This window comes from Streptomyces sp. NPDC057616 (genome assembly GCF_042800575.1).
Lineage (GTDB): Bacteria > Actinomycetota > Actinomycetes > Streptomycetales > Streptomycetaceae > Streptomyces.
The window spans coordinates 43,998-57,773 of sequence record NZ_JBHVGU010000022.1; the positions used below are offsets into that span (position 1 = coordinate 43,998).

The 13,776-nt window shown below is 68.4% G+C and carries 9 protein-coding genes; 3 read left to right on the plus strand and 6 right to left on the minus strand.

Features of this window, described 5'->3' with window-relative positions; translation table 11 throughout:
* Positions 1-3: 3 nt before the first annotated feature.
* Positions 4-1,155: an AAA family ATPase gene (locus tag ACFU97_RS26545; RefSeq protein ID WP_384261079.1), complete on the minus strand. Its 1,152-nt coding sequence runs from the start codon at positions 1,153-1,155 to the stop codon at positions 4-6.
* Positions 1,156-1,295: 140 nt separating this feature from the next.
* Positions 1,296-1,730 (minus strand): ATP-binding protein, encoded by a 435-nt coding sequence (locus tag ACFU97_RS26550; RefSeq protein WP_384261081.1) that lies wholly within the window; start codon positions 1,728-1,730, stop codon positions 1,296-1,298.
* A 203-nt stretch (positions 1,731-1,933) separates the two neighbouring features.
* Between ACFU97_RS26550 and ACFU97_RS26555 the strand changes: the two genes are divergently transcribed.
* Complete coding sequence (locus ACFU97_RS26555) at positions 1,934-2,770, plus strand: helix-turn-helix domain-containing protein (RefSeq protein WP_384261084.1); 837 nt, start codon at positions 1,934-1,936, stop codon at positions 2,768-2,770.
* Positions 2,767-2,979 carry a DUF397 domain-containing protein gene (locus tag ACFU97_RS26560; protein WP_384261085.1) on the plus strand — a complete coding sequence of 71 codons (213 nt, stop codon included), beginning with the start codon at positions 2,767-2,769 and terminating at the stop codon, positions 2,977-2,979. The genes ACFU97_RS26555 and ACFU97_RS26560 overlap by 4 nt, the downstream gene beginning before the upstream one ends.
* Before the next feature lie 61 nt (positions 2,980-3,040).
* Here the strand turns inward: ACFU97_RS26560 and ACFU97_RS26565 are convergent, their stop codons facing one another.
* From ACFU97_RS26565 to ACFU97_RS26575, 3 genes are read right to left on the minus strand one after another with little or no spacing between them, the layout of a single operon-like run.
* On the minus strand, positions 3,041-8,047 hold the full coding sequence (locus ACFU97_RS26565) for a class I SAM-dependent DNA methyltransferase (RefSeq protein WP_384261087.1): 5,007 nt from the start codon (positions 8,045-8,047) through the stop codon (positions 3,041-3,043).
* Between the two features lie 21 nt (positions 8,048-8,068).
* Positions 8,069-10,888, minus strand: a complete 2,820-nt coding sequence (locus ACFU97_RS26570; RefSeq protein ID WP_384261089.1) for a DEAD/DEAH box helicase — start codon at positions 10,886-10,888, stop codon at positions 8,069-8,071.
* 58 nt (positions 10,889-10,946) lie between these two features.
* On the minus strand, positions 10,947-12,182 hold the full coding sequence (locus ACFU97_RS26575) for a protein kinase (RefSeq protein ID WP_384261092.1): 1,236 nt from the start codon (positions 12,180-12,182) through the stop codon (positions 10,947-10,949).
* Positions 12,183-12,476: 294 nt separating this feature from the next.
* Between ACFU97_RS26575 and ACFU97_RS26580 the strand changes: the two genes are divergently transcribed.
* Positions 12,477-12,914 (plus strand): GNAT family N-acetyltransferase, encoded by a 438-nt coding sequence (locus ACFU97_RS26580; protein WP_384261094.1) that lies wholly within the window; start codon positions 12,477-12,479, stop codon positions 12,912-12,914.
* Positions 12,915-12,933: 19 nt separating this feature from the next.
* Here the strand turns inward: ACFU97_RS26580 and ACFU97_RS26585 are convergent, their stop codons facing one another.
* A complete protein-coding gene (locus ACFU97_RS26585) occupies positions 12,934-13,710 on the minus strand; it encodes a CDP-alcohol phosphatidyltransferase family protein (protein ID WP_384261097.1) in 777 nt (258 codons plus the stop codon).
* Positions 13,711-13,776 lie beyond the last annotated feature (66 nt).

The window sequence follows — 13,776 nt, forward strand, 5'->3', positions numbered from 1 at the left end:
CCACTACAGCCCCCCGCCCAGCGCCCCGGAGAACCACAGCTCGCCCAGCGGCAGTCCTTCGGACGCGTCGACGACCTCGCGGATTCGTTCCGTGCTGGTGGCCGGGATGTGGGAGGCCCCCTTCGCATCGCGCTCGCAGATGACGATCTCCTCCGGTTCGAGCTGGTCCACGAGCACCGGGGCGTGGGTGGTGACGAGAAGCTGGGTGCGTTCGCTCGCCTCGCGGAGTCGCTCGGCGAGGAGTTCCAGGGCGTGCGGGTGCAGGCCGTGGTCGATCTCCTCGATGCACGTCATCACCGGTGGGTGCGGGTCGTGGAGGAGGGCGAACAGGCACAGCATGCGTACGGTGCCGAAGGAGGCGTCGGCGAGGCTGGTACGGCCGCGCAGATTGCGTTCCTTGAGCTGGACGGTGGCCCGTCCGCTGGTGCCGGGGACCAGTTGTATGTCGATGTCCTCGATGGAGGGCACCAACGTGGTGACGTCCTCCAGGAGGGCCGCCCACGCGTCCGGCTCTTCCCGGAGTTTCAGGAGGAAGTCCACGAGATTGGACGCATCGTCGGCGAGCAGCTGGCCCGGCAGGCCCACGGCCGCAGGCCGCCGGGCGGCTCGTACGTCGGCGTCGAAGACGCGGATTTCGGTGAGGTGCTGGGCGAGCCCTCGAATCGCCGTGGCGGAGGGGGCGCCTTCGGGCAAGGGGAGTTCTCCCCGCAGGCCGGTGGCCATGGGGTCGACCTTCGGCGGTCGGGGCGGCTGTTCGCCTGCGACCGCGCTGACGATCTCGGCCGTGGTGGGGCGGAGCTCGATCCTGGTCTCGGCGGCTTCTGTGTGCAGGACGAAGCCCTCACGGCGAGAGAAGTGGTAACGGCCCCTGTCCTCCCCGGGCACCCGACGGCGCAGCAGACTCAGGCTGTACTCGTCGGGGGTCGACTCCGAGGCGTGCGGGCTCCAGATACCTTCCAGGCCGATCCGGAGCCCTGAGCGGGTGTGGTTCCCGCCCCGGTGGGCGATTTCTTCGTAGCCGCCGCGTGCCTCCACCGTGGGTTCGATGCCGGCGCGGGCCACGTCGGCGAGGAACTCGAAGACCCTGAGGACGTTCGACTTGCCCACCGCGTTGGGGCCGACCAGGACGGTGAGGGGGCCCAAGGGGAGATCCATCCGCGTGAGGGTGCGGAAGTTCTCCACGGTCAGGCGCAGAAATCGGCTGTTCAAGCGGCGGGCCAATCCGGGCGGGGGCCACCGGCCGACAGCCGGTCGCGGGCGGTGAAGTGCCGGGTAAGGATATCCGCCGAAGATCCTCAATTTCCCCCGAGTCCGCCAACTCGGCCAGGAATTCCGCGCCCTGACGGAACGTGGAACTCGGCCCATACGGTCTTGCCGGGACCCGTCGGGCGAGGGTCGACACCCCAGACGTTCGCGAGAGCGTCCACGAGGAGGAGGCCGCGGCCCGACTCGCCGTCGGGGGGTGGTGTTCCGGGGGCGGGCAGCTTCTCGGTGCGCGTGTCCGTGACCTCGACACGGAAGCCGCCGCCGGTCGCTGTCTCGATGACGCTGAGGTGGAAGTCCCGTCCGGGGACGTGGCCGTGGCGGACCGCGTTCGCGGTCAGCTCGGCGGCGATGAGGGTGACGGATTCGTTTGTGGGTGAGGTGTAGGGGTGGCCCCACTCGTTCAGGCGGTGCGAGACGAGCCGGCGGGCGAGGCGCGCGCCGCGTGGCGTCGAGGTGAACCGCATCGCGAATTTGCGCCTTTGTGGGGGAGTTGCTGGCTTCATGCTGTCAACGGTTGTGTCTGTGCGTAGCGTTGAACAGGCGTGATGCGCTGACGGTCACCGGTTGTACGCGGTCTGTGTGCGGTTGTACGTGGCTGGCGGCGTGACCGGGGCCCAGGGTGGCGCGTTGGTTGTGCTCGGCGGTGGTGCGTACGGGAGGTGTCGGGGTGGAGGAGCAGCAGGCGGAGGGTGAGCAGGAGTACGAGTTCGGGGCGGGCATCCTGCATGTGTGGCGGCGGCAGCTGAAGCTGTTCCGGGAGCGGACGGGGATGGACCGGGCGGAGCTCGGGGCTCTGACGGGGTACTCGGCCGCGACGATTGCCTCCTTTGAGCAGGGGAGGCGCATTCCGCCGCCGAAGTTCATCGACCGGGCCGATGAAGTGCTGGATGCCGGTGGAGTGTTGAGGGCGGGGAAGGAGGATGTGGCTCGGGCTCAGTATCCGGCGTTCTTTCGGGATGCGGCGAAGTTGGAGGCCGAGGCGCTCGAAGTGCACGTGTACGCCAACCAGGCTGCCCCAGGGTTGTTGCAGACGGAGGAGTACGCACGGGCTGTGTTCACCATGTGGCGGCCACTGCTGGACGAAGAGATCATCGAGCAGCGAGTGGCCGCACGACTGGCGCGCCAGGAGATCTTCTCCCGGCGCCCGGCGCCGCACCTGAGCTACGTGATCGAGGAGGCGGTGCTACACCGTCCGCTCGGCGGGGAGGCTGTCTGGCGCGGTCAGTTGGAGCACTTCCTGCTGGTTGGGGAGCGCCGGAACGTCGAGATTCAGGTGATGCCGCTCGTCCGCGTGGAACATGCAGGACTGGCTGGCCCGTTCACCTTGATGGAGATGAAGGATGGGCGGAGGATCGCCTACACGGAGGTCCAAGGTGACAGCCGCGTCCACACCGAGCGTGGGAAGGTCCGGGAGATTGAGGCTGCGTACGGGAGTCTCCGAGCGCAGGCGCTCACTCCGGCAGAATCGCTCGCGTTGATCGAGAAGTTGTTGGGAGCGAGATGAGCGGGGCAGAGGCTGAGTCGGGCATTCCCGATCTGGCTTGGTTCAAGAGCAGTTACAGCGCCGGTAACGGTGGCGAATGCGTCGAGGTCGCCTCCTGGTTTGGCGCCACGCACGTACGTGACACAAAGGACAAGGCGGGGGTCATGGTGAGCCTTACGCCGGAGGCCTGGGCCGAGTTCGTCGGGTTCGCCGCTCGGCACCCCGTGTAGCGTGCAGCACGACCTCACAGTGCCTCGTGATCGTTTACGAACGGTCGCGAGGCACTGGCGTTCATGACCAGCGGCCGGCCGCGATCTCGGCGTCCAGGCGGGCCTGGAAGTGGGCGTGGGCGGCCCGCATTTCGGTTTCGCGGTCGGCCTTGTAGAAGGGGGCATAGTAGCCGGCCGGGGGCGGGGTGTGCTCCGGGTCTTCCAGGTGGGCCATCAGGTCGAGGTAGTCCTGCTTGGTCTGGCCGTGGCCGTACGTGTTGAAGTCGGCGGCGATCTTGCGGCCGTTGGCGTCGAAGTAGGTCGCCGACTCGTAGTCGTAGAGCTGCGGGTAGCGGGACTTGAAGATCGCGGCGAGCTGGTCGGCGGTGATGCCGAGCCATACGGCGACGAGGGCGTCGAGTTCGACGAGGGCGGCCCGGCGTTCGTGTTCGGTGCGGAGGGGGGTGGTGTACTCCCAGGTCGGCTTGAGGCTGGCGGCGAGGGGCTTTAGGCGCGGCCAGTTGGGGTTCGCCCAGTCTTCGTAGCCTGCCCAGCGGGGGTCGAACAACTCTGCCCAAAGAGGGGCGTAGTGCGAGGTGAGGGCGTTCAGGCGGAGGGCACGGAGCAGTAGTGCGGGGGCGAGTGGGTGCTTTGGGTCTGGAGCGGGCATTACTGCGGCATCTGCTGGGTGAAGGTTGGCTTTGCCTGTGATACGGAGCATGTAGTCGAGCGGAAGCGCGGACCAGAAACCGGCTGTTAGAGCGATTAGTCGATTGTCCGTCGTGGCCATGCTGTAGACGGCGTTGGTGTGCGCAGGTCCGGGCGGGAGGAGGGCAACATGCAGGCAACGGCTGCTATCGAAGGGGATCATCTTGCGCCAGGCAAGTCGAAAAAACGAGCTTGAGGGCTTGCCGAACCAAGAGTCCTGGGCCGCCAAGTACGTCGCTTCGTCAGCGGCCCGCACGTAATTGGTTACAGGGGCGTAAGCCTCAGGCAACTCCGTAGGAGTGAGCAAATCCCAGTCTCTGTTGCTCCGGCAGGGGATCCTCGGCTCCTTCGAGAAGGGCAGAGCGCATGCGAAGTGTGATCCTTGGAGTACGACGTCCGCGAGGTTGGAGACAGCCTGGTTGCCCCAGCGGATGAACCCGTCCTTCTGCGCATTGGTTTCGTGGTATCCGCTTGAGATCTTCGGGTGGTAATCGGCCAGGCTGTTGCGATGGGCGGCCAGCGCCTCGATCGCCCCTTGCTCGCCAACGAGGACCGGGTACAGCAGAGGGGTCTGTGCTGGTCCGCCCGTCGAGCCCGTCAATGCCTGCCAACTGGCCAGCCGCGCAGTGTCTACATGGACGACGCGGTCGCGGTGTGGCCTTATGTCCCACGAGCCGTTGTGCTTGATGCCGGGGGTCGCGCCTAGCCCATTGTGGGTCAGCGAATCTGGCAGGACATCGATGCCGCGCAGCTCGCTGACATGCAGGAAATCAGGATCCTGGGGCGGGCCGTAGATGTGCATCCCGAATTCTGCAGAACGGTTGAGGTCGTCGAATGCCCAGTTCGCCGAGTTCACAAAGTGCGCGTGGACACGGAGATGCCGGTACGTGGCGGCCCGGATGGCACCCTCGCGGATGCCGCCGAAGTGTGTGTCCGGATGGATCATGCCCGCGCTGCCCTGCGGCGCGATCTGCTGCCACACCCGAGCCATGAAGCCCCGATAGAGATCTCCCTGAGTACCGATTAGTAGCGGATACATCACTTGGCTGCCCAGCACGGCGACGGCACCAGCAAGGGCGGCCAGCTCATCGAGGAGGAAAGCCTGGCTGTCGGCACCCGCTCCCAGCACTTCCTCCTTGCGAAGCCGCCATTCACCTGCACTTGGCTTTTCGGCCAGCGAAAACCACGGTTCCAACTCCGCCAGAATTAGGTCCTCCTGCCACTGCGGCCTCACCCAAGGAGGATTCCCCACCTGCAAATCAAACCCACCCCGCGCAAACACCTGCGCGAACTCCAACTCCCAATGAAAGAACCCCTGCTGCCCCGCCACATCCTTCGCCACCGCAGCCCACGGATACCGCTCCTCCAGCCGAAGAGCCCCATCCATGCCCATCAAATCCGGCAGCGCATCCTCATACGGCTCAAGCTCATCAAGCCGCTCGAACTCAGAAACCAACGAATCCGCCGGCACCCCCTGCTTCCCCAGCAGCGACTCCGCGAACTCCAGCCAGTCATCCAGCTCCGCCAGCGGAACAACCCCCCGGCGCCGCTCCTTCACCTGCTCCTGCCGCCGACCGACCCGCCGCCGCTCCACCGCATCCCGAGTCAGACTCAACTGCTTCGCATCGGCCCCGAACCCAGGCAGCGCGTCCGCCTCCCAGGCCATCAACACACCGTCATCCGAAGTCTCCGACTCCTCCTCACCCCCCTCCACCAACTCAGCAACCCGCCGGTACACCCCATCCGTCCCGTCCAGCAGCGCAGCCCCCCGCACCGGCCAGAACCACAACGCGCACCACGCGTCCATCAGCGTCTTCAACCGCCAGTACGGCGTGTCCACCGCCTCAAGATCCGCCAGTACCTTCTCCCGCCGCACCGCCACCTCAGGCGCCCGCAGCGACCCGGCCTCCGCCCCCCACACATCGATCCGCCGCGAGATGTCCCGCTCGGAGATCTCCAGGCGCCGTACGACAAGCCCCCACAGGTACTCGGCCCGCCGAGCCAGCCCCTGCAACCGCTCCGTCTGCTTCTTCGACGGGGACTTGGTGATCGCCTTCCGCCAAGCGGCCAGCGCCTTCGCCTCCTCCGGCGCCAGCGCCCTGGCCTCCTTCTCGGCGGCGACCGCGCCCCACTCCTTCGCGGGCAGCAGGAAGTGATGCACGGCCCCCTCCGGCAGACCCCCTTCCGCCTCCGTCAGCGGGAAGCGCTCAGGCGTGGCTCCCAACCAGCCGCCCTTCTTCAACCTCTCCGCCGAATACACCTCCCGCCGCCCACCGATCAGCGAGTTGCCCCGCCGCAGATGAAGCCCAAACCACGGCGCTTCCATCCCCGGATGCATCGTGTTGAGCCACAGCGAGACCTCCGCCAGCTCCACAGCCGTCGAATTCAGGTCCACGCCGTACGAGTTGTGCAGCGCGACATACGCCTTGGCCTTCTGCAACTCGACCGCGTACGTCTCCGTGTCGATGGCGACGCCCAACTCGTCCTGCCGTCGCCGCAGATACTCGGCCGCCACCTGATTGATGGCCTCGTTGAGGAACGCGCCCGAACCGAGCGCCGGTTCGCAGATCTTCCACTTCAGCAACTCCATCGCCGGAGTCACTGAACCGTCCTGGTCCAGCCGGTGCTGCAACGCCAGCTGCACCGTCACCTTGGTCAGTGACTCCGGTGTGTAGTACGAGGCCGATGTCTGCCGGTCCCGCCCGGACAGGCGGTACACGAACGACCCCGGCCGATACCGGACCCGTACGTCCGCACCCGTCTCCTCGTCCCGTCGCCGTACGAAGACGGAGTCGGCGTACTCGTCGGCCCGTGAGGCCGGCACCAGCCACGAGCCGTCCTTCGGGTCGCCGCCCTTCGCGACTTCGTACAGCTCCTCGCTCGCCACGAAGCCCGAGTACGACATCAACCCCTCGTACACGGCGCCCAGTTGGTTGATGCCGAGCTGGGCGTACGAGATGAAGCCGCCGCGCTCGCCCTTCCTGCCGCGCGTGAGCATCAGCAGCCGCAGCACTCGGTACAGGGTGGCGTTGCGCAGGCGCGTGTCGACGTACCGGGCTTCGCCGATCTCGTCCTCGTCGAAGCGGGGGTCGGCCACCGAGCGGGCGCCGATCAGCTGGATGGAATCCGGCTCGAACAGCTTGGAGTGGAGGGGCTCGAAGCGCAGCCCGATGTCCTCCGACGTGGGCGCCCCCTCGCCGTGGGTGCGCCGCGAGCGGTATCCCTCCTGCACCTTCCGGAAGAGCAGATCCAGTGACTCGTAGAGGTAGAAGCCCTCGCGGGCCTTCTCGCCGACAAGGTCCCGTTCCGCCACCAGCTCGCCCAGCCGCCCGAGCCCGTACCCCTGGTGGTACTCCGGGTAGTCCGACGGCAGAATGCCCAGCTCCGGCCGTGCCTCCGCGTACAGCAGGAACAGGATCCGGTACAGATAGCGCAGTGACTCCCGCGTCAACTGCCGTGACAGTTCCGGGAGTTCCTTGACGTCCTGCGGGCGTAGGCCCGCCGTCCGCAGTCGTTCCAGGACCTCGTTCGCGATCAGCTCCACCGACAGCCGCAGACCGTCGCGCAGGTCCGACGAGACGCCCACCGCGTGCCTGGTGGACTTGTCGACGAGGCCGGAAAGGGGGTTCTCGCCGCCCTCCTCCGGTGTCCGCAGGGAGTCCGCGCCGAACAGGGCCGCCAGCGTGTCGAGTTCGCCGCCGACGCGTGCGTCGTTGCGTTCCAGCGCCGCGTCCAGGGAGGCCGCGAGGTAGCGTCCCTCGCCCCACACCGCCCGGTCGGCCAGGATGACGACCCCGCCGACCAGCAGCAGCACGTAGCGCGGCGCGTCCTCGCTCGCGAACAGGAACGACGCCAGCTTCGAGCCCGTCGTCAGCTCCGCGGACCCCTCCAGCTGGACCCGGTGCAACAACCGGCCCGCCCCGTCCGGCTCCAGCGCCGCGTCGGGCTCCGCCGCCCACCCGCAGTCCAGCGCCATCAGGCCGGGCTCGGCGTGGGCGACCCGCACCTCGTACGCATGGTCCGCCCGCTCCACCGTCACGGTCTGCGGCTTGGCGTCGTAGCCGAGGGCGCGCAGCACCGACGCGTTCAGCTCCGTGGCCCGCTCCCGCCAGTCCGGCGCGTCGTACGTCCTCGCGTCGTCCGGCTCGGCCGCCACCTCCGCGAAGAAGGCCCGTGCCCGGAAGTACGGGCGGCGCAGCTCGCGCAGGCCCACGCGGGGAGTCACCGGCAGCGCGTCCGCCGCGCTCTCGGTGTCGCGGGCGGCCTCCTCGCGCTCCTTCCAGGTCGCCAGGAGACCCGCCTTGAGATCCTTGGGGAGGACCTCGGCCAGGTAGTGCGCGGAGAAGTAGTCGCCGCGGTTGACGAGGGAGTCGTACGTCATGGCTGGGTGAACCTCGGGAAATCAGGCGGTGGAGTCGAGGACGGCGAGGATCCGGAGCATCGGGCGGCCGGTGGTGAGGAGCGAGTCGGCCAGGTCCGTGAGCTTCGACTTGGTGTCGGGGCCCGCCAGGGTCGGCTGTTCCCAGGTGCCCAGGCGTTCCTTGTACTTCTCGATCGGGTCGAGCAGCGCCCTGTCCCACTCGGTGCTGTGCCGGCGCAGGAAGTCCTCCGCCGCCTCCAGAGCGCCCGGGATGCCCGAGCTCAGCAGGTCGAGGTCGTGGTTGTGGAGCGGGTTGGCCATCGTGGGGCCGACGCCCGCGTCGCGCAGTACGCCCACCATGTCGTCGGTGACCGTGCGGCCCTGGACGGTCATCCACTTCACCACCGTCGGGCGGCCCAGCGCGTTCGAGAAGATCCCCTGGATCAGGTAGACGGGCAACTTCACGTTCGCCGTGATGACCGGGGCCTCCTGGCGGCCCAGGCGGACCAGGACCTTGTCCGTCAGCCACTCCATGACCGGGTGGAGATCGGTGAGCAGGGAGATCTCCGGCCAGCTGGACGTCGAGGACTCCCTGGCGCGCACCAGCGCCAGGTCGGCGAGTTTGCGGTTGAGGGTCACCAACAGGCGTTCGTGGAGGCGCTGTTCGCGGCGGTAGTCCAGGGGCAGGGCCTTCAGGCGGTGGGTCAGGTCCGACGGCGGCCGGAACGAGATCAGGCCCGTCTCCGGGTCCTGGTCCAGCTCCAACTCGCGCTGCGATTCGGGGAAGGCCTCGCGCATCGCCTCGTCGATGAACTCGCGGGTGTTCGTGAACAGGCGGGGCACGTCGGCAGGAGCGGGCGGAGCGTCTGCGTCTACCTCGTCCGGGTCGTCGCCGACGGCTCCGAAGAAGTCCGCGAGGAAGTCGGTGCCGGAGTCCTCGGCCGCGGCCGCCCGCGCCGTCGCGTCGAGGGACTCGTCGACCGTACGGCCTCGCAGCAGGTCCTGGATGAGGGACTTCTCCTCAGCGTCCGCCCGGTACAGACCCGAGACCGCCTCCGCCGTACCCATGCTGCGGTGCGCCTCGTCCTCGCGCTCCAGGAGCCGTTCGGCGACCGTACGATCGTCCTTCGCGCCCTCGACCTCGCTGGTGAGGATCAGAGCCCGGAACTGCGGCGGGTGGGACTGGCCGTAGCGGTCGATACGGCCGTTGCGCTGCTCGATGCGGATCAGGGACCAGGGGACGTCGTAGTGGACGAGCTGGTGGCACTGGCGGTGGAGGTTGACGCCCTCCGACGCCACGTCTCCGGTGAACAGGATGCGCACGGGGGTGTCCGCCAGGCCGAAGTCCTCGACGCACTGCATCTGCTGTTCGTCGGACAGTCCGCCGTGCATGACCCGCGCGGCCTCCTGCAACGCCTTCCCCTTGAAGCCGAGAGCCGCCGGGACCGTCGTACGCAGCCACTCCAGCGTCTGGACACGCTCGGAGAACACCACGACCCGGGTGTCGCTCTTCGGGCCGACCCCGATGGAACGGAGCTGCTCGACGAGGGTTTCGAACTTCGCCGAGTTCTGCTCCGACATGCCGGCCGTGAGGTCCTTCAGGCGGTGCAGCGCGGCCAGTTCGGGGCCTGGAACGGCGTATTCCTTCGTGGTGAGCGTCTTGATGCGCGCGTCGACCGTCGCCGCCAGAGCCACGTGCGAGGAGAGGAAGGACTTCAGCACCGTGTACGGGAACAGGCGGCTCTCGCTCACCGAGGAACGGCCGTCCCGTGGCAGCCACACCTCCGCCAGTTCCTCGAAGACCCTCTCCTCGGCCGCTGTCGCGGCACAGTGCACCGACATGCTCGGGCCGCGGTCCGCCCACTGGCCCTTCATCTGCTCGCGGACCTCGGGGCTGATCTTCGTACGACGGATGAAGAGGTGCTCGATGTCGGCCGCCTCGTAGCGCTCCGGGTCGCGAATCGCGGCCGGGTCGAGGAGGGAGATCAGTTCGGCGAAGGAGCGGGCGTCGCCGTTGTGAGGGGTCGCCGAGGCCAGGATGAGAGCGTCGGTCTGCGGGGCGAGGACGCGGGCGAGCTGGTTGCGGAGCGAGCCGCGGTTGATGAGGTTGTGCGACTCGTCGATGACGACCGCGTCCCAGCGGATGCGCTCCAGATGGTGCTTGTACTGGGCGGTGTTCTTGAGCGTGTCGATGGAGACGATGACACGCTTGAAGTACGTGAAGGGGTTACGGCCGGCAGGGATCTCGCGCTGGATGCGCTCGATGCCCACCGAGTCGAGCCGGATGAGCGGGATCGCGAAGCGCGTCCACAGCTCGTGCTGGAACTGCTCCAGGACGTGCTGCGGAGTGACCACGAGAATGCGCTCGCCACGCCCGCGACGGATCAACTCGGCGAGCGTCATGCCGATTTCGAGGGTCTTGCCGAGGCCGACCACGTCCGCGATGAGCATGCGCGGACGCAGGTTCTTGCCGGAGAGCGCGAGCTGTGCGGGGCGATGCTGGTAGGGGAGCGAGTCGAGCAGGAAGCTGTCCGCCAGCGCCAGACCGCGTTCGGACTGCGGGAGCGGGGTCTTGCGCAGGACCGCTTCGAGGAAGAGGCGGCTGCGGCGGAAGTTGGGGGAGTCGTCCCTCGTCAGCCTGGTCCGGCGGGGGTCCATCAGTTGCACGTCGTCGAGCGCGGTGAAGAAGACGGCTTCCTGGTCCCGTACGAACTCCGAGACGCCCACCGCCTCGATCCGGTCGCCGTCGTGTGCCGTGGGCGTCACGTTCCGTACGAGCCACTCCTCGTCCCGGACCTCGATCTGCGAACCGGGCGGGTACTTGGCGGACTCCGCGGCGTGCGCAGCCTGGTCGACGGTCACGTGCACTGCCTCTCTTGTGCTGATGGGACTGTGCTGATGAGAACTCTGCTGATGGAGACTAGAACTTCGCGCGCTGGGCGTAGACCTCGCGCAACTGCTGTGCCACACGCCTGGCTTGGACCGACGTACGGAGCGGCCCGGGGCCCGTGCGTTCCCGGCCGCGCTGGGCCGGCGGGGGAGTGCCCGGGGCCGCGACGGGACGGGCGGGCGGCTGCTCGTGGGCCGCCGGGGTCGGCTCGGCCATGACCGTGGGGGTGTACCCGGCGGGAGGCGGTGTGTTCTGGGGGAGCGGGACCGTGAGGGCCGTGGTCTGCGGTGGCTGCTGCGGGAGCATTGCCGTGGGGAGGTCCGCGACGGCTGCCGCATCGACGGGAGCGGACGGGACCGCAGGCGCGGGCGGGGTGTCGGCCACCGTGGTCGCCGCGGTGTGCGTGGTGAGCCGGCGTCGGGCCTGGGCGATCCGGAGGCCCCGCGCCTCGATCACGGCACGGCACTCCTGGACGACTTCCGGCAGCGCGGGCCGCTCCTGGGGGGCATACGCGAGCATCGACGTGAGGAGCGGGACCAGTTCGGCCGGCGCTCCGGTCAGATCGGGCTGCGCGTCCGCCTTGGTGATCAGGTGGAACAGTGCGTGGATGTTGTCGGCCCGGAAGGGGTAGTGGCCGGTCGCCGCGTAGAGCATCACGGCGCCGAGGGCGTACACGTCGACGGGCGATGTGAGCGGCTTGACGCCGTTCGCCTGCTCGGGCGCCATGCACGCCGGCGTACCCAGCACGGTGTTCGGGGCGGTGAGTGAGGCGCTGGACTCGGTGAACACCGCGAGCCCGAAGTCGATGATCTTCGGGCCGTTCGGGCCGAGGAGGATGTTGGCGGGCTTGAGGTCGCGGTGGAGCAGGCCCTGCTTGTGTACGCCGGCGAGAGCTTCCGCGAGCGTGGCACCGAGGGAGGCGGTCAGCACCAGAGGCAGGGGACCGTGGGTGTGGACGTGCTTGCGCAGGTCCGGCCCGTCGATGTACTCGGTCGCCAGCCACGGCTGCTCGGCCTCCGCGTCCGCGTCGAGGAACGCCGCGATACGTGGACCCCAGATCGTCTTCAGGACCTCTATCTCCTGGGCGAAACGCAGACGGGTCTCGGAGTCGACCACGGACGGCTTGATGACCTTCACTGCCGCAGGTTCTCCGCCGGGAGACTCGCCGAGGTAGACCTGGCCCATGCCCCCGTGACCGATCCGGCCGAGCAACTCGAAACCGCCGAGTTCGGTCGGGTCCTCGGGGCTCAACGGAGCCGCGTTCACGTGGGTATTCCTTTCGCCCAGGTCAGTCGCTGTATGTCAGCAGTCGTAACGGTAGCCCAAGGCAGAGTGACGCGGACCAGGCCTTACATGATTGAATCCCGCGAGCTTCAGCAGCCCTTTGACTCTCGGCGACTGGCTCAGCATCTGCGACCGCGTCGTCCTGAATCGGCCAAGAGCGGGCCAGTTGAGTGAGGAAGTCGTCGCCATGAGCCGGACGGGCCGAGAGTACTGTGTGGGGGGAGGGCGTCCTGGCGGGGTCGTCTGCAGAACCCCTTCGCCTATAGGTTCGCCGCTATGAAGATCGAGGTGGAGCCCGCCCGGGAGGCGGAGCAGGAACTCGTGGACGCCTTCGGGCGGTTGCTGCCGCAGTTGTCCGGGAGTGCGAGGCCGCTCGACGCCGAAGCGGTGGGCCGCATTCTCGCCTGCGACGCGAACACGGTGCTGGTCGCCCGTGCCGACCGGGCGATCGTCGGCACCCTGACCCTTGTTGAGTGCCCGCTTCCGGCCGGGCTGCGGGCTCGTATCGAAGACGTCGTGGTCGACGAGTCGGCGCGAGGTCACGGAGTCGCAGGCCTGCTGATCGAGGAGGCCGTGCGGATTGCCCGGGAGGCCGGGGCCCGGACGGTCGACCTCACCTCGCGGCCGGATCGGGAGACCGCCAACCGGCTCTACGAGCGGCTCGGGTTCGGGGTGCGCGAGTCGACCGTGTACCGGATGGTGCTGGAGGGCTGAGGGGCCGTGCGGAACCGCGTCAGGACGCCACCGTCTGCGGCTCCGGGGCCAGGCTCAGGATTTCTTCCATCTCGGCGTCCTGGACGTGGGAGGTGCGGCGCAGCCACAGGACGTCGCGGCCGAAGGACCAGGTCAGCGACCCCAGGGCCAGCAGGACCACGCCGAGGGACACCAGGTGCGGCAGGTAGCCGGACGCGGCCAGCAGCAGGCAGATGCCCTGCATCGCGGCCACCGTCTTGCGGGCCATGCTCGGCGGGAGTTCGGCGTTCAGCCAGGGGCAGACACGGGCCGCGGCGACGAAGGCGTAGCGCATCGCGCCGATCACCAGCACCCACGGGCCGAACTCCATGGAGACGTAGACGCTGAGGACCAGGATGAGGAACGCGTCGACCTCCATGTCGAAGCGGGCGCCCAGCGGGGTGGAGGTGCCGGTGGCGCGCGCGACCTTGCCGTCGACGCCGTCCAGGATCAGCGCGATCGCCGTGAGGCCGACGAAGAGCGTGACCGGCGGGGAGCTCTCGAAGGAGTCGGCGACCAGTGCCGTCACGCCGCCGACCAGGGTGGCCCGGCCCAGGGTCACCCGGTTGGCCGGGCCGAACGAGCGCGGCCGGGAGCGGTGCAGCGCCCGGGAGAGCACCGCCCAGCTGGCCACGGCGAAGGCCAGGCCGGTCAGCCAGCCCGCCGGCCCCATGCCGATCGCCGTGCCGAGCAGAGCCAGCAACAGGATCTGAAGCCCCGCTCCCACAGCGGTCTCCTGCTGGACCAGCCTTGCGTCGTAAGTGTTGTTCAGGGCCACCGCACACCCTCCGGCCGTATGACAGAGTCGATCAACGCCGCGTACTGTGCGCGGCCTGTGCACACC